This window comes from Olsenella sp. An290 (genome assembly GCF_002159535.1).
Taxonomy (GTDB): domain Bacteria; phylum Actinomycetota; class Coriobacteriia; order Coriobacteriales; family Atopobiaceae; genus Thermophilibacter.
This window is the reverse complement of sequence record NZ_NFIU01000015.1, coordinates 12,346-28,690: the sequence shown is the minus strand read 5'-3', so window position 1 is coordinate 28,690 and position 16,345 is coordinate 12,346. Positions and strand designations below refer to the sequence as shown.

13 protein-coding genes are annotated in these 16,345 nt (G+C 69.7%); 11 read left to right on the top strand and 2 right to left on the bottom strand.

All coding sequences use genetic code 11. The features are described from left to right. Positions 1 to 4: 4 nt before the first annotated feature. Together B5F84_RS07945 and B5F84_RS07940 are read left to right on the top strand one after the other, a co-directional pair. Positions 5 to 925 (top strand): energy-coupling factor transporter transmembrane component T, encoded by a 921-nt coding sequence (locus tag B5F84_RS07945; protein ID WP_087322545.1) that lies wholly within the window; start codon positions 5 to 7, stop codon positions 923 to 925. Next, a complete protein-coding gene (locus tag B5F84_RS07940) occupies positions 922 to 2,331 on the top strand; it encodes an ABC transporter ATP-binding protein (RefSeq protein WP_087322543.1) in 1,410 nt (469 codons plus the stop codon). The genes B5F84_RS07945 and B5F84_RS07940 overlap by 4 nt, the downstream gene beginning before the upstream one ends. A 76-nt stretch (positions 2,332 to 2,407) precedes the next feature. Here the strand turns inward: B5F84_RS07940 and B5F84_RS07935 are convergent, their stop codons facing one another. Then, positions 2,408 to 2,842 (bottom strand): hypothetical protein, encoded by a 435-nt coding sequence (locus B5F84_RS07935; protein WP_087322541.1) that lies wholly within the window; start codon positions 2,840 to 2,842, stop codon positions 2,408 to 2,410. Between the two features lie 57 nt (positions 2,843 to 2,899). On the opposite strand from B5F84_RS07935, the gene B5F84_RS07930 reads away from it, so the two are divergent. The 3 genes from B5F84_RS07930 (at position 2,900) to B5F84_RS07920 (ending at position 8,491) form a co-directional block, all read left to right on the top strand. Next, complete coding sequence (locus B5F84_RS07930; protein ID WP_239378319.1) at positions 2,900 to 3,610, top strand: ECF transporter S component; 711 nt, start codon at positions 2,900 to 2,902, stop codon at positions 3,608 to 3,610. Between the two features lie 191 nt (positions 3,611 to 3,801). Then, on the top strand, positions 3,802 to 7,479 hold the full coding sequence (locus tag B5F84_RS07925) for a BspA family leucine-rich repeat surface protein (RefSeq protein WP_087322539.1): 3,678 nt from the start codon (positions 3,802 to 3,804) through the stop codon (positions 7,477 to 7,479). Positions 7,480 to 7,690: 211 nt separating this feature from the next. Next, positions 7,691 to 8,491 carry a YebC/PmpR family DNA-binding transcriptional regulator gene (locus B5F84_RS07920; protein WP_087322537.1) on the top strand — a complete coding sequence of 267 codons (801 nt, stop codon included), beginning with the start codon at positions 7,691 to 7,693 and terminating at the stop codon, positions 8,489 to 8,491. A gap of 546 nt (positions 8,492 to 9,037) precedes the next feature. Here B5F84_RS07920 and B5F84_RS07915 read toward each other — a convergent pair. After that, positions 9,038 to 9,337, bottom strand: coding sequence for a hypothetical protein (locus tag B5F84_RS07915; protein ID WP_239378318.1), 300 nt, complete (start codon positions 9,335 to 9,337; stop codon positions 9,038 to 9,040). A 59-nt stretch (positions 9,338 to 9,396) separates the two neighbouring features. Here B5F84_RS07915 and B5F84_RS07910 point away from each other — a divergent pair, with 59 nt between their 5' ends. The 6 genes from B5F84_RS07910 (at position 9,397) to B5F84_RS07885 (ending at position 16,049) form a co-directional block, all read left to right on the top strand. Next, positions 9,397 to 10,686, top strand: coding sequence for an aminotransferase class I/II-fold pyridoxal phosphate-dependent enzyme (locus B5F84_RS07910; RefSeq protein ID WP_087322533.1), 1,290 nt, complete (start codon positions 9,397 to 9,399; stop codon positions 10,684 to 10,686). A gap of 185 nt (positions 10,687 to 10,871) precedes the next feature. Next, positions 10,872 to 11,705 carry a tetratricopeptide repeat protein gene (locus B5F84_RS07905; protein WP_087322531.1) on the top strand — a complete coding sequence of 278 codons (834 nt, stop codon included), beginning with the start codon at positions 10,872 to 10,874 and terminating at the stop codon, positions 11,703 to 11,705. Between the two features lie 24 nt (positions 11,706 to 11,729). Then, positions 11,730 to 12,062, top strand: coding sequence for an STAS domain-containing protein (locus B5F84_RS07900; RefSeq protein ID WP_087322530.1), 333 nt, complete (start codon positions 11,730 to 11,732; stop codon positions 12,060 to 12,062). A 24-nt stretch (positions 12,063 to 12,086) separates the two neighbouring features. Then, entirely contained in the window at positions 12,087 to 12,725 is a 639-nt protein-coding gene (locus B5F84_RS09760) for a twin-arginine translocase TatA/TatE family subunit (RefSeq protein ID WP_087322528.1), read from the top strand. A 3-nt stretch (positions 12,726 to 12,728) separates the two neighbouring features. Further along, entirely contained in the window at positions 12,729 to 13,517 is a 789-nt protein-coding gene (gene tatC / locus B5F84_RS07890; RefSeq protein WP_087322527.1) for a twin-arginine translocase subunit TatC, read from the top strand. A 9-nt stretch (positions 13,518 to 13,526) separates the two neighbouring features. After that, positions 13,527 to 16,049, top strand: coding sequence for a DNA topoisomerase I (locus tag B5F84_RS07885; RefSeq protein ID WP_087322525.1), 2,523 nt, complete (start codon positions 13,527 to 13,529; stop codon positions 16,047 to 16,049). The last annotated feature ends 296 nt before the right edge of the window (positions 16,050 to 16,345 follow it).

The following is a 16,345-nucleotide window of genomic DNA, read 5'->3' as shown; positions in this document are numbered from 1 at the left end:
GCCCGTGGCAGCCCGCCCCACACCCCTTGAGACCTGGCACGCGACCGTCCCCGCCGCGCTCTTCGCGGGGGCGGTCGCGCTCACCATGCTGGCGGTTCACCCCGTCATCGCGGCGCTCTCGCTTGCCGGGGCGCTTGCGTTCTCCCTTGGGGCGAGGGGCGTGCGCGCCACGCTCCGGGGGCTGCGCTGGCAGCTCCCGATGCTCGCGCTCGTGTGCCTGGCAAACCCACTCTTCTCGGCCTCGGGCTCGACGCTGCTCCTCAAGCTGGGGCCGCGGAGCGTCTACGCCGAGAGCCTCGCCTACGGCGCCACGATGGGCGCGGTCATGGTGGCCGTGGTCGTGTGGCTCGAGGGCGCCTCGACGGCGCTCACGCAGGACCGGCTCCTCGCGCTCGCGGGGCGGCGCGCGCGGGCCCTGCCGCTCGTGGCCTCCCTTGCCGCGCAGCTCGTGCCCCAGATGCTCGGCCGCGCCCGCACCGTGCGCGCGGCCCTCGCGGCGTGCACGGTGGCGGGCGGCGCCCGACCGACGGCCCGGCACGAGCTCGTCCGCACCTCCACGATGCTCCTCTCCTGGTCTCTCGAGGACTCGCTCGAGCGCTCCGACGCCATGCGCGCCCGGGGCTGGGAGTCGGGCTGCACCCGGACGAGCTATCGGCCGGACCGCCTGCGCGCCCGCGACGCGGTGGCGCTCGCGGCCCTGGGCGCCCTTCTTGCCCTATGCGCCGCGTGCGCGTGGGCGGCCTGCTCCGGCTGGCGCTTCTACCCCCGGATGACGGGCCTTGGGCCCTGGTGGCGCTACCTGCCGCTGGCGGTGCTCTTTGCGCTGCCGTCGCTCGCCGCGGCGACGGACGGGGGCGGGGCGCCCTCCCGCGTCGCGACGCCCGGCGCCGCGGCTCCCGCCGGCTGCGGGAGGGGGGCGCGATGAGCGCGCTCGAGCTCTGCGACGTGACCTTCTCCTATGCCGCCGCGTCCGGCACGCGCACGGCGCCCGTGCTGCGCAATGTGTCCCTGGAGGTGCCCGAGGGCGCCTTCGCGCTGCTCGTGGGGGCCACGGGCTCGGGCAAGTCGACGCTTTTGCGCCTGGCCAAGCCCGAGATCGCGCCGGCCGGAGAGCTCGTGGGGGCCGTCCGCGTCCTCGGGCGCGACGCGCGCGGGATGGTCCCGCGGGACTCGGCGCGCGCGGTGGGGTACGTCTTCCAGAACCCGGACGCCCAGGTGGTGTGCGACACGGTCTGGCACGAGATGGCCTTTGGCCTGGAGAACCTCGGCGTGCCCGAGGGCGAGATGCGCCGCCGCGTGGCCGAGACCTGCGACTACCTGGGCATCGAGCCCTGGTTCCGGGCGCGCACGGCGGAGCTCTCCGGAGGGCAGCGCCAGGTGCTCTCGCTCGCGGCGGCGCTCGCCATGCGCCCGCGGGTGCTCCTGCTCGACGAGCCCACGAGCATGCTCGACCCCCTTGCCGAGAAGAACTTCCTCTCGCTGCTCTTCCGGGCCAACCGCGAGCTCGGCATCACCGTCGTCGTTGCCACGCACGCGCCGGAGGCGATGACGGACGTTGCGACCTGCGCGTTCGAGCTTCGTGACGGGGAGGTTCGCGCGGCCTCCCTCGAGGAGCTCTCCCGGCCGGTCCCGCTGGCCGTGCCCGGCGGAAGGAGTGGCGAGGCGCCTCGTGCGGGCGCGCCGCTCGTGTGGGTGGGCAACGTCTGGCACCGCTACGCGCGGGACGGGCGCTGGGTGCTCCGTGGGCTCGACCTTAAGGTGGGGGAGGGGGAGGTCCGCGCGCTTCTCGGGTCAAACGGCTGCGGCAAGTCGACGCTTCTCGACGTCGTCGCGGGCGTCAGCCGGCCCCAGCGCGGCCGCGTCAGAAACGCCGCGGCGGCGGGCCAGGCGCTCCTGCCCCAGGCCCCCAAGGCGCTGCTCGCCTGCGAGACCGTGCGCGAAGAGCTCTCGGAGTGGGCGCCCGCCGGGGGGTACGGGCCGACCGAGGTGGACGCTGCCCTGGAGGGGCTCGGGCTCGCGGGCGCCGCGGACCGGCACCCCTATGACCTCTCGGGGGGCCAGCAGCAGCTGCTGGCCCTGGAGAAGCTGCTGCTTGTGCGGCCGCGCCTCCTGCTGCTCGACGAGCCGACCAAGGGGCTTGACCGAGCGGCGCGCGAGCGGGTGGCGTGCCGGGTGGCGCGGGCGCGCTCCGACGGCGCGACGGTTCTTCTCGCCACGCATGACAGGGAGTTCGTCCGCGCGGTGGCCGACAGCGTCTCCCTCATGTTTGACGGCTCCCTTGCCGTGACCGAGCCTGCGGGGCCCTTCTTCGCCAGCTCGTGGCTCTCGTGACGGGGCCTGGCAGGGCCGCGGGGGCAAAGGGCTGCCAGCAGAGGCGGCAGGCCCGCCGGTATCCGGGGCGGCCGGTTTAGAACTGCAGGAACGGCTCCGTTGCGGCGAGGTCGTCCTCGTCGAGGTCCTCGAAGTCGAAGTCCTCGTCGTGGTCGTGCTCAATCTCGTCGTCCTCGTCGCCCCACGCGTAGGCGTTGGCAAAGTCGTCGCTCTCGTCGAGCGCGGGAAGCGCGCTCGTGATGCTGCAGAGGCCGTCCATGGCCGGGACGATCTTCTGCCACTGGCAGATGACGGGCTCCTCGGGCACCCCCTCGAGCTCGGCGAGCGAGTCGAGGAAGATCTCATGGGCGCCCTCGAGCAGGTCGGAGGTGCTGCGGACGTGCTGGAAGTGGGCCGCGAACTTCTCCATGGCCTCGTCGGTGGTCTCCGCCTCCACGACGCAGGGCATGAGACAGTAGTTGTCCTTGCTGTCCGTGTCGTCGTTGTAGCTGAAGTTTCCGATGTACAGCATGGTGGCCTCCCTGCGCTCGGGCTCCCACGTGCGGGCGCCTATGGCACACTGGTACCCATGATGGAGAGGCAGCATACAACCCCCTTCCGCGAGCGGGCGCTCGCGGCCCTCGAGGTGCCGGCGCTCGTGGCGGTGCCGGTGGCGCTCGTGGGGCTGGGTCTTGTGGGCGTCGACGCCACGGCCGGCCTCACGCTCGTCGTGGCGCTTCTCGCGCTGCTGCTCGTCTTTGCGAGCTTCGAGGCGTCGCGACCGGCCCTGCGCCAGCTCATGCCCACCGCGGTGCTCGCGGCCGCCGCGGCGGCGGGCCGCGTGCTCTTTGCGCCCCTGCCCGACGTGAAGCCGGTCTCGGCCATCGCGATCGTGGCGGGCGCGGCCCTGGGGCGCCGGAGCGGCTTTGTGGTGGGCGCGATGGCGGCGCTCATCTCCAACTTCTTCTTCGGGCAGGGCCCCTGGACCCCCTGGCAGATGTACGCGTGGGGGCTCGTCGGCTATGTCGGGGGCGCGCTTGGCGAGAAGGACCTGCTCTCGCACGCGCCCGTGCTGTACGGCTGGGCCTTTGCGTCCGGGCCGGTCTACGGCCTCATTCTGAACGGCTACCACGTCCTCGGCTACGTGCGACCGCTCACCTGGCCGGCCGTTGCCCTGGCGTGCGCGGCGTCCGTGCCGCTCGACGTGGTGCACGGGCTCGCCACCGTGGCGTTTCTCGCCGCGACCTGGCTCCCCTGGGGCCGTGCGATCCGGCGCGTCGTGGCCAAGTACGGCCTCTAGGCGCCCCGTCCCGCGGTCCACCTGCCGCCGGGAACCGACCGGATGGCCCGCTGGGCGAGGCGCGCCGCGCCTTGCGCCCCACAGGACGTAACGTATTTCAGTGAGTTTTAGGTCTTGCGGCCCCGGGCTCTGCCGGCTGCGGCCGAGCGTGGCCCGTGGGCTGGGCCCCCGTGGCGAGGAAGGGAGTGGCCATGAAAGTATCCCCGTTGTCCCGTCTGCCCAAGTGGCGCCGTCTTGCGCCCGTGGTCACGTTGCTCGTGGTCGCGCTTGCGCTCGTGGCGGGACCCGCGCGGCAGGCGCTCGCGCAAGAGGGCGCCGAGGCGTTTGCCGTCTACTGCGAGACGGACAAGACGCTCACGCTCTACAAGGACGAGGCGGCCAACGTGCCTTCCGAGGGCGGCTCCTATGGCGGCAAGGACGCCACCCGGGTCTTTGTCATCGACGAGACGGTCGCCCGCTATGGCGAAAGCCCGTTTGCCGCCGTGGCGGACGCGGTCGAGAACGTCGAGATAGCCGCGTCGGGCACCGCGGGCAAGATCGCCCCCCTGAGCACGGACCACTGGTTCGAGGGCTTCGAGAGGCTCCAGGAGGTCGACGGCTGGGAGAACGCGGACACCTCCAAGGTCACCAACACGAGCTACATGTACTACGGCGCCGACCTGAGCCACGGCCTCTCGGCTCCGGAGTTCAACACGTCCTCCGTCACGAACATGAGCCACATGTTCGAGTTCTGCTCCGGCCTCACCGCGCCGGACTTCTCGAGCTGGGACACCTCCAGGGTCACCGACATGACCGCCATGTTCAGAAACTGCCGGTCGCTTTCTGCTCCCAAGCTCTCCGGATGGGACGTCTCTGGCGTCACGAGCATGCGGGACATGTTCTATGGCTGCGGCGCGCTTGCGAGCGCCGACCTCTCGTCGTGGGAGCCTTCCAAGGTGACCTCGATGAGGCAGATGTTCTATCAGTGCACGGCGCTCACGTCGCTCGACCTCTCCGGGTGGGACACGCCCGAGCTCAAGAACCTCGCCTATGCGTTCTTCCAGTGCGCCAAGCTTGCCTCGCTTGACCTCGAGGGCTGGAGCGCCCCCAGGCTCGATGACCTTCAGCACACGTTCGACCAGTGCACCGCCCTCACGTCGCTCGACCTCTCGAGCTGGGGCACCACGGTTGTCGAGGACATGGCGTACGCCTTCAACGGCTGCACCGCCCTCGAGGAGCTCAACCTCGACGACGTCGCGGTGAAGAGCTCCTATGGCGAGGCGTTCGACCGCTGCGGGTCCCTGGTCAAGGTGACCTTGGGGGACGAGTGGGCCTTCCTCGACAACGGGAGGCTGAACCTCCCCGAGGCCACGGGCAGGCTCTGGTACCGGGCGGATACGGCCGGCGACCCCACGGGTGACGGCTACACCCCCGACGAGCTCGCCGCCGCATGGGACGGCGCCACGATGGCGGGCACGTGGGTCCTCTCCGACCCCATCGCCGAGCCCGCCCTCGAGGCCTTTGCGACCTACGACGCCTCCGACGCGTCCCTCACCATCTACAAGGCGAGCGACCGGCCCGAGGTGGGCGACACCTACAACGGCAAGGCCGTGAGCCAGGTCTTTGGCATCAACGAGGAGACGGCATGGTTCTCCACGAGCCCCTTCGTCAAGGTTCAGGGCTCGCTCAGGTCCGTCACCTTTGCCGAGCCGGAAGACCCCGAGAACAGGCTTGCCCCGACGAGCCTGAACTACTGGTTCAGGGACTTCAGGCAGATTAGGTCCATCGATGGCTGGGAGAACGTCGATGGCTCCCGCGTCAAGCGCATGGAGGGCGTGTTCGAGGGGTGCGAGGGGCTCCAGAGCATCGACCTCTCCGGCGTCGACTTCCCCAACGTGAGCAGCATGAGCAGGCTGTTCGAGAGCTGCACGAGCCTCAGGTCCGCCAACCTCTCCGGCATCGTCGGCCCCAGCGTCACCAACATCAGCAACCTGTTCCTGTACTGCTCGGCGCTTGCCGACCTTGACGTCTCTGGCTGGGACACGTCGGGGGTCACGAGCCTCTACAGCTTCTTCCAGGGCTGCAAGCGCCTCAAGGAGGTCGACCTCTCCAGCTGGAACCTGGGCAGGGCGACGAACGCCAACTGGATGTTCACCGACTCGGCGGTCGAGCGGGTCACGCTCGGAGAGGGCTTCCGCTTTGTGGAGGGCAGAGACTCCTTCCTCCCGGAGAAGGCGGGCAAGCTCTGGTACAGGCTTGACGCCGAGGGCAGCCCCGTCGGCACCGGCTACACCGGCGAGGGCCTCGCCGCGGCATGGGACGGCGCCGCGATGGCCGACACCTGGCAGCTCGCCGACGAGCCCGCGGCTCCCGAGCCCATCGAGCTGACCGGCCTCAGCGCCCCTGACTCCCTCACGTACGGCGAGACCCTCACGGTCACCTTCACGCCCCGGTCCGGCGACGAGCTCGTCGCCTCCGGCACGGCCACGCTCAGGCTTGGCGACGCGGTCCTCGCGGTCGCGGACGAGCCGCAGGCCGACGGGTCCTTCTCGCTGAGCTACGACACGGCCGAGAAGGACGTTGCCCTTGGGGAGCAGACGCTCACCGTGACCTTTGAGAGCGCGGGGTACGAGGCCGCCACAGCAACCGCCGAGGTCACGCTCTCCGCGAAGCCCCTCACGGCCGAGGTGACGAGCAGTCTGGACAAGACGTGGGACGGCTCCGACGAGGTCGACGGCCTTGAGGTGGAGCTTCTCGGCGCGCTCGAGGGCGACGACGTGACCGTCTCCGCGACGGGCACCTACTCGTCCTCCGACGCCGGCGTGCGCGGCGTGACGCTTGCGCTCACGCTCTCCGGCGACGACGCCGCGTGGTATGCGGTCTTTGCCCCGGCCGGCCTCTCGGGCACGATCGGCGCTGCGAGCATCGCCGGCGAGCTCGCCCTCTCCGGCACGCCGGTCTTTGGCGAGACCCTCACGGCAACCTACGAGCCCGTCTCCGGCGAGCAGGTCACCTATGCGTGGACGCGCGACGGCCAGGTCATCGACGGCGCCACCGGGCGCGCGTACGTGCTTGTTGGGGAGGACGTGGGCGCCCGGATAGCCGTCGTCGTCACCGCCTCCGACGCCAACCACGCCGGCAGCGTGGCCTCCGAAGCCGTGACCGTTGCCAAGGCCGCGCAGGACGCGCCCGCCGCGCCTGTGGCCAGCGCGACGTCCCCCACCACGATCGAGGTCGAGGCGCTGGCGGAGAGCCCGGCGGGCGCCAGGGTCGAGTACAGCATCGACGGTGGCAAGACCTGGCAGGAGGGGACCACGTTCGGGGGCCTCGACCCCGAGACCGCGTACACGGTGATTGCCCGCTACCAGGAGCTGGGCACGCACGCCGCCTCCGAGGCGAGCGAGGGGACCACGGTGTCCACGCCCGCGGAGCCGCTTCCCACCTTCGTCGTGTCGGTGAGCGCCGAGGGCCAGGGCGCGGTCGACGGTGGGGGAGCCTTTGAGCAGGGCGCTACCGTCACCGTGACGGCCACGCCCGCCGAGGGCCACCACTTCGTCGCGTGGCTCGTGGGCGGCGAGCAGGTGAGCACGGAGGCCTCCCACACCTTTGTCGTTGAGGCAGACGTCGAGCTCGTGGCCAGGTTCGAGCAGGACGAGCCGGACACGCCCGAGCCCGATGAGCCTGACGTTCCGGAGGCCCCGGGCCCGGACACGCCTGCGCCCGACGACTCGGAGGTCCCGGGCCCGGCCAAGCCCGCCGGCACCAGGCCTGGCGAGCGGAACGAGCCCGAGCTTCCCGCCACGGGCGACGCCGGCGCGGCGACCAGCCTCGCGGTCGCCCTTGCCGGTGCCTGCGCCCTTGGCGTGGGAGCATGCCGCCGTCGCGGCTGACGCAGGCGATAGGCGCGCGTTGCGGGCCGCCCGTCACGCCCCGTTGCGTGACGGGCGGCCGTTCTTGTCGCCAGAGCTTCTCCGCATCGCCGCCGCCATCCCTTTACATTTTCCTCGTCCTTCGCTATCGTAGGCACGTTTCATGCCGTGAATCACTGTCGAGGGTTCCGCGCGCGGGGGCAGCCGTCCGCGGGGCAAGAAGGAGATGTGCATGTCCGGACACTCTAAGTGGGCAACCACCAAGCACAAGAAGGCCGCCATCGACGCCAAGCGCTCGTCGCTCTTCTCCAAGCTCTCCCGCAACATCACCGTTGCGGCCAAGCTCGGCGGCGACCCCAACCCGGACAACAACGCGACGCTCGCCGCCGCCGTTGCCCGCGCCCGCATGGTTTCCATGCCCAACGCCAAGATCAAGGCCGCCATCGACAAGGCCTTCGGTTCCGGTGCCGATGCCGCCAACTACTCCGAGATCACCTACGAGGGCTACGGCCCCGCGGGCGTGGCCGTCTACGTTGACTGCCTGACCGACAACAAGAACCGCACGGCGGCCGACGTCCGCTCCGCGTTCTCGCACTCCGGCGGCTCGCTCGGCACCTCTGGCTCCGTTGCGTTCCAGTTCGAGCGCAAGGGCTCCATCGCCGTGGAGAAGGTCATCAAGTCCGAGGACAAGAAGGTCGCCGACCGCGAGAACGCCGTGGACGAGGACGAGTTCATGCTCGCCGTGGCCGAGGCCGGCGGCGAGGACTACGAGGACGCCGGCGAGGAGTGGATCGTCTGGACCGCCTACGACAAGATGCAGGAGGTCCAGAAGGGCCTCGAGGAGCAGGGCATCGAGGTCAAGGGCTCCGAGCTCACCATGGTCCCCACCACCCCGACCGACGTCTCCGTGGCCGACGCCAAGAAGGTCCAGCGCCTCGTCGACCGCCTCGACGAGCTGGAGGACGTCCAGAACGTCTACCACACCATGAACATGACCGACGAGATCGCCGAGGCCCTGGAGGCCGACGACTAGGTCGCGCGCTGGTTCTTCTCGCGCGACGCGTTTCGTCTGTGCTGTGAGGCTCGCTCGAAGTCACGCTTTCCGGCTTGGAAAGGTGACTTCGAGCGAGTTTTTTCTTGCGGCTCACGAAAAGTCACGCTTTGCAGGCTGGAAGCGTGACTTAGTGTGAGTCTTCTGGGATGGCTCGTTCAAAGTCACGCTTTCGGCCGCTCGTCCGTGAGATTTGATGAGCTGGCGGCGAAAACTCGTCAAAAGTCACACATTCACTTCGAAGCGTGACTACTGATGAGCTGGCGGAGAGAGCTCATCAAAAGTAACGTTTGCACGCCTTGAAGCGTGACTTAGTGTGAGCTTGCGAGAAGAACTCACACTAAGTCACGCTTTCGTGTTCCAAAGCGTGACTATCAGCGAGTCAGCGACGCGAGCTCGCTCAAAGTCACGTTTGCTCGCGCTAAAGCGTGACTGTTGATGAGCTGGCAGCGAAAACTCACAGAAAGTCACGCGTGCCCGGGATGCGCCCGCGCCGCCCGCGCGTCCGTGGCGCGCCGAGTGCGGCTGCTACTCCACCGTGCCGTACGCGGCCGCCCAGCCATGGCCGGTGAGAATCGAGTTGAGCTGGTCGCACAGGCGCGTGCGCGTGAAGTTGCCGGAGGGCAGGAGCTCCACCACCTCGGTGAGGTCGTCGTTGAGGTCGAAGGCGTCGGCGCGCACGAGGATGTCTATCTTGGAGACCGTGGCGCGCGCCGAGACGCCCGGCGCAAAGAGCGCGTCCACGAGCCGCTGCAGCTCGCCGTAGTCCTCCGACCGCACCTCGAACATCGCGTCCTCCCTGTAAGCGTTCCTTTTCGTCTGGAACATGGTAGCAGCCGCGCGGCGGTTTGCATCTATACTCGGGAGAGCCGACTAGAGGAGGACTCATGGCAAACGCCTACCAGAACATGACCGACGTCCAGCTCGACGCCGCCATTGCGGACCTTGAGGCTCAGGCTGCCGACCTGCGCGCCCTGAACCTCAAGCTCGACATGGCCCGCGGCAAGCCGAGCCCCGAGCAGACCGCGCTCTCCAAGCCCATGCTCGACCTGCTCACCAGCGAGAGCGACCTCTCCGACCAGGGCGTCGACGCCGACAACTACGGCGCGCCCGACGGCCTGCCCTCCGCGCGCGCCCTCGCGGCGGAGCTTCTCGGCGTGGACGCGGCCAACGTTTCCGTCATGGGCTCCTCGAGCCTCAACATCATGTACGACTGCGTGGAGCACGGCTACGTCCATGGCATCGGCGGCGAGAAGCCCTGGTGCCAGCAGGGCGAGGTCAAGTTCCTGTGCCCCGCGCCCGGCTACGACCGCCACTTCACCGTGACGGAGAGCTTTGGCATCAAGAACGTGCCCGTCCCCATGCGCGAGGACGGCCCGGACATGGATGTGGTCCGCGAGTACGTCGAGAAGGACGCCACGGTCAAGGGCATCTGGTGCGTGCCCAAGTACGCCAACCCCACGGGCGTCACCTACTCCGATGAGGTCGTCCGCGCTTTCGCGGCGCTCAAGCCCGCCGCGCCCGACTTCCGCATCTTCTGGGACAACGCCTACGCCGTCCACACCTTCGAGGGCGAGGGCGACGAGCTCATGAACATCTTTGACGCCCTTGCCGAGCAGGGCGGCGAGAAGAACCTCGTCTACGAGTTCGCCTCCACGGCCAAGGTGACCTTCCCCAGCTCCGGCATGGCGTGGGTCACCGCGAGCCCGGCCGACATGGCGGAGCTGCGCCGCGCCTTTGCGGCCATGCGCGTCTCGCCCGAGAAGATCTCGCAGCTCGCGCACGTCCGCTTCCTGAAGGACGCCGCCGGCGTGGCCGAGCACATGAAGAGGCACGCCGCGCTCGTGGCCCCGCGCTTCGCCCTCGTGGAGGAGAAGCTCACCTCGGGTCTCGGCGAGCTCGAGTGCGCCACGTGGACGCACCCCAAGGGCGGCTACTTCGTCTCCTTCGAGGGGCCGGAGGGCTCGGCAAAGGCCATCGTCTCGCTCGCCAAGGAGCTCGGCGTCACGCTCACGCCCGCCGGTGCGCCCTGGCCCTACGGCGAGGACCCGCGTGACACCAACATCCGCATCGCGCCCACCTACCCGAGCCTCGAGGAGCTCGGCCAGGCGCTCGACGTCTTCGTCGTGGCCGTGAAGCTTGTCTCCGCGCGCCTTGCGCGCGCCGAGCGCGCCTAGGCGCCTGCGCGTCGCCTGCCCGGCCGGGACGGCCCGCACCGCCCCGGCCGGGCGGCTTTGGCAAAGTTCTGTTATTATCGCCGCTCGTGGGTGCCTCCCGTGCGATGGGGTCCCGCGTGGCATACTCTTAGAACTTGCGGGCGCCCGCGCCCCGCACACGTCAAGACGAAACGAGAGGTCCGGAGATGGCGAGCAGGTATAAGGTCAAGAAGGAAGCGACCGAGGAGCAGGGCGAGAAGGCCAAGAAGACCCGGGAGCGCAAGCCCGGCGAGCTCTCCCGCTTCCAGAAGACGGTCATCGTGCTCTTTATCGTCGTCTTTGCGCTCTCCACGCTTGCCGGAGCCCTGGCCTCCGTCTTCCAGTCCCAGAACCAGAGCCAGCCCCTCACCGTCGAGACGATCGACGAGAACTACGAGGGCGTCGTCGCCGACCTCGAGGCCAAGGTGGCCGAGAACCCCGAGGACACCGAGTCCCTCAAGTCCCTTGGCGACTACTGCTCCTCCTGGGCCATGAACGTGAGCATGCTCGCCGCCTCCGACGAGGACACCGCGCACTCCAACGACCTCCTCACCAAGGCCATTGGCTACTATGACCAGTACCTCGCCCTCGAGGACTCGAACGAGGTGGCCACGTCCCGCGCCATGTGCTTCTACTACCAGGGCGACACCGCCACTGCCGTGACCACCCTCCAGGAGCTCACGGCGGCCGGCGGCGCCGAGTACGCCCCCGCCTGGGCCGACCTTGGCCTGCTCTACGAGCAGCAGGGCTCCACGGACGAGGCCCGCGCCGCCTACGAGAAGGCCGCCGAGCTCGACCCCGAGGACGAGGCCGGCGTCAAGAGCTACGCCGAGGGCCGCATCTCCCAGATGGACGAGGCCGCGTCCGACGATGACGCCACCGCGGACGAGGCCGCGTCCGACGATGACGCCACCGCGGACGACGCCGCGGCCGACGACGCCGCCGACGCGGGCCAGACCGCGGAGGGCACCCCCGACGCCCAGGCCGATTCCGGCAACTAGCACCTCTCGGAAAGGAGCGCCCCCATGGGCCTTTCCCTCACCATCACCAACAACGCCGACGTCGCCGCGGGCACGCTCTCGTGCGTCGTCCTCGTGGACGGCGAGGTCGACGTCTCCAACGCCGACCAGCTCCGTGACGCCCTCGACGGGCGCCTCGCGGCCGGCGCGAGCGAGCTCGTCGCCGACCTCTCCCGCACCCCCTACATCGACTCGACCGGCATCGGCGTGCTCGTGGGCGTCGCCCACCGCGCCTCCGAGGCGGGGGTGCGCTTCTCCGTGGCTCGTCCCCAGAAGAACGTGGCCCGCGTGCTCGGGCTTCTCGGGGTCTCGGGCGAACTCAACATTCGCGAGGCCTAGCCGGCCGCAGAGGAAGGAACACCCTTGTTTGGCATTGGAGAGGGCGAGCTCGTCCTTATCGCTCTGTTTGCGTTCATGATCTTTGGCCCGGACAAGCTCCCGGGCATGGGGCGCACCCTCGGTCGCGCCCTCCGCCAGTTCAAGAGCGCCCAGGAGGGCTTCACCGAGGTCGTGCAGACCAACATCGTGGACCCCGCCGCCGAGGCCATGAGCGACAGCCCCAAGCGCCCGACCCGCAACCGCGCGGCCGAGCTCGAGGAGGACGCGGACCTCGACCTTCCCGAGGGGGAGGCACGTCCCAGGCGTGCCGAGACCTTCGCCGAGCGCAAGAAGCGCCTCGCCGCCGAGAAGGCCGCCCGCGAGGAGGCCGAGGCCGCGGCCGCATCCGGCGAGGCCGACGGGGACGCCGCCGAGAAGAACGAGGGCAGCGAGGCCGCGCCCGCTGCGCCCGCCACGGCCGTCGAGACCCCCGAGCCCGCCAAGCCCTCCCTGGCCGACCTGTATGCGATGACCCCCTCCTCGAAGCCCCGCGCCGGTGCGGACGCCGAGGACGGCCCGAGCGCGTCCCACGAGGCGAGCGAGGAGCGTAGCGACGAGCGGGGAGCGGCTGGGGACAGCCCCAGCGACCCCGCCGGCGCCCCCGACGAGAAGAAGGAGGCCTAAGCCATGCCGATCGGTCCCGCCCGCATGCCCATCATGGATCACCTCGGCGAGCTGCGCCGCCGCCTCACCATCGTGGTGGTCTCGGTCATCGTGTGCTCGCTCGTCGTCTACTTTGCCACCCCCACGCTCATCGAGCTCATGATTGGCCAGATCCAGGAGGCCATGCGCGGCGCCACGCTCGTCGTCACGACGGTCCTGGGCGGCTTCACGATCCGCTTCAAGGTCGCGCTGTTCTTCTCGGTCATCATCTGCAGCCCCATCATCATCTGGGAGGTGCTGGCGTTCTTCCTGCCGGCGCTTCGGCCCAAGGAGCGCAGGTGGGTCGTGCCGACGGTGGCCGCGATGGTGGCGCTCTTTGCGCTGGGCATGGTGTTCTGCTTCTTCGTCATCCAGCCGGCGGCCTTTGGGTGGCTGCTCGACCAGTCCTTCGAGATCGGCTCGATCATCCCCAACGCCGAGGACTACCTCGACATCTACATGCTGCTTGAGATCGGCTTCGGCATCGCCTTCCAGCTGCCGCTCCTGATCTTCTACCTCTCGATCCTCCACGTCGTGCCGTACCGCACGTTCCGCTCCCAGTGGCGCATCGTCTACGTTGCCTTCATGGTGCTCTCCGCCGTCGTGACGCCCGACGCCTCGCCTGTGACGATGATCCTCATGTTTGCGGTCCTTATCTTCCTCTACGAGGCGGCGCTCGCCGTGGCGCGCTTCATCATCGTCTCGCGCGACGGCGCCGAGGCCCTCAAGTGGAGCCGAGAGGACTACGAGCAGCACGAGTTCGACAAGCAGTAAGGAGCGCCCTTGAAGCTCATCGTCACCGAGAAGAACGACGCCGCCCAGCAGATCGCCCGGCTGCTCTCCGAGTCAGGCAAGCCCACGGCCGACAAGGTCTACAACACCCCGGTCTACCGCTTCCGCATGGGCGGGGAGGACTGCGTGACCATCGGCCTGCGCGGGCACATCCTCAAGGTGGACTTCCCGGTGCAGCTGACCTTCGACGACAAGAACGGCTGGCAGGGCCTCACGGCAGACGGCGAGCTCCTGCCCGCCGACGTGCCGGACGGCCTGGCGCGCCCGCCGTACAAGTCCCGTCGCAAGCCCTTCCTGGCGGACGGGGTGGACCTCAAGGGCTGGAAGATCCAGAGCCTGCCCTACCTGGTCTGGGCGCCCATCGAGAAGCTCCCTGCCGAGAAGGAGATCATCCGCGCCCTCAAGAACCTCGCCAAGAAGGCCGGCTCCGTGGTCATCGGCACGGACTTCGACCGTGAGGGCGAGCTCATCGGCTCCGACGCGCTCCGGCAGATCCGCGAGGTCGCGCCCGAGGTGCCGGTGGCGCGCGCCCGCTACTCCGCCTTCACCAAGACGGAGATCGACCACGCCTTTGCCAACCTCGTCGAGTTGGACCAGGACCTCGCCGACGCCGGCGAGTCCCGCCAGTACATCGACCTCATCTGGGGCGCGGTCCTCACGCGCTACCTCACGGCGGCGCGCTGGAGCGGTCTTGGCAACGTGCGCTCGGCCGGCCGCGTCCAGACGCCCACGCTCGCCCTCGTGGTGGAGCGCGAGCGCGAGCGGCTTGCCTTCAAGCCGGACGACTACTGGGTGATTCAGGGCAAGGGCGAGAAGGACGGCTCCGACTTCCGCATCACCCACGCCACCGCGCGCTTCTGGGAGAAGGACGCCGCCGACGCCGCGTACGGGCACGTGGCCGACGCCACCGAGGGCCGCGTTGCGGCCGTCGAGCGCAGGAGCCGCACGCAGCGGCCGCCCGCGCCCTTCAACACCACCTCGCTTCAGGCCGCCGCCGCGGCCGAGGGCATCAGCCCCGCCCGCACCATGCGCCTCGCCGAGAGCCTCTACATGGACGGCCTCATCTCGTACCCGCGCGTTGACAACACCGTCTACCCCTCCTCGCTCGACCTGCGCGACTGCGTGCGCACGCTCGCCAAGGTCCCGCAGTACGCCGGCACCTGCCAGGCGCTGCTCTCCCAGGGCAAGCTCACGGCCACGCGCGGCAAGCAGGAGACCACCGACCACCCGCCGATCTACCCGACGGCGGCGGCCTCGCCGGACGCGCTCCAGCCCGCCGCGTGGAAGCTCTACAACCTCATCGCACGGCGCTTCCTGGCCACGCTCATGGGCCCGGCCACGATCGAGGGGACCAAGGTCACGATCGACGTGGCGGGCGAGCCCTTCACGGTCTCCGGCAGCGTGCTCGTGACGCCGGGCTTCCGTGCCGTCTACCCCTACGGCCTCAAGAAGGACGACCAGCTCCCGGCCCTCGCTGAGGGCGACGTCGTGGGCGTCTCCGACATGGAGCTCCTGGCCAAGCAGACCGAGCCCCCGGCGCGCTACAGCCAGGGCAAGCTCATCCAGGAGATGGAGAAGCGCGGCCTGGGCACCAAGTCCACGCGCGCGAGCATCATCGACACGCTCTACGAGCGCAAGTACTTCAAGAACGACCCGGTGGAGCCGAGCCAGCTGGGCATGGCGATCATCGACGCCCTCGCCACCTACGCCCCGCGCATCACCTCGCCGGACATGACGGCCGAGCTCGAGGGGGACATGACGCGCGTGGCCGACGGCGCCGAGACGCAGGAGCAGGTGGTGAACCACTCCCGGGCGCTCCTCGCCGGCCTCATGGACGCGCTCGTGGAGCACACCGACGACCTCTCCGAGGCCATCGCCGACGCCGTGACCGCGGACGCCAAGGTGGGCGTCTGCCCCAAGTGCGGCCGCGACCTCGTGGTGAAGAGCTCGGCCAAGACGCGCGGCAGCTTCGTGGGCTGCATGGGCTGGCCGGATTGCGACGTCACCTACCCGCTGCCCCAGGGCAAGATCTCGGCGCTCGAGGGCGAGGCGGCCGTGTGCCCCTCGTGCGGGGCGCCGCGCGTGAAGGTGCAGCCGTTCCGCAGCCGCGCGTACGAGGTGTGCGTGAACCCCGCGTGTGAGACCAACCGCGAGCCGGACGTGGACGTGGGCGCGTGCCCCGCCTGCGCCGAGGCCGGGCGCTCCGGACGCCTGATCGCGCACAAGTCCGAGAGGAGCGGCAAGCGCTTCATCCGCTGCACCAACTACGAGGAGTGCGGGACCAGCTACCCGCTGCCCGCGCGCGGCGCGCTCGAGGCCACGGGCGAGACCTGCCCGGACTGCGGCGCCCCGCTCGTGGTGGTGACGACGGCGCGCGGCCCGTGGAAGCTCTGCCCCAACATGGAGTGCCCGGGCCGCGAGAAGAAGGAGGCCGCCCGCGCCGCCCGGGGCCGTGGCGCCGCCGGCCGCAAGGCGCCCGCGAAGAAGGCCGGAGGCCGGAAGAAGTCCTCGTAGCGAGGTTCTTCTCGCCGCGCCTCGCCTGCGTTCTTCTCGTCCCGCCGACCCAAGCCGCGCCTGCGTTCTTCTCGCCTGACGCCCGAGTTCGAAACTGGGTGGCATCCTTGATGTTGATATCAAAGGTGCCACCCAGTTTTGTGCAATATGCTGCAGAATCGGGCTTCTCGTGTACGCTTTTGGGTGTTTTGGGACCCCACGACATCAAAGACCCTACCCAATATCGCTCGGGGGACCGGGTCGCGTCACCGGGGGACCGGGCCGTATCGGCCGGGACGGCCTGCGAGCTGGCTCGG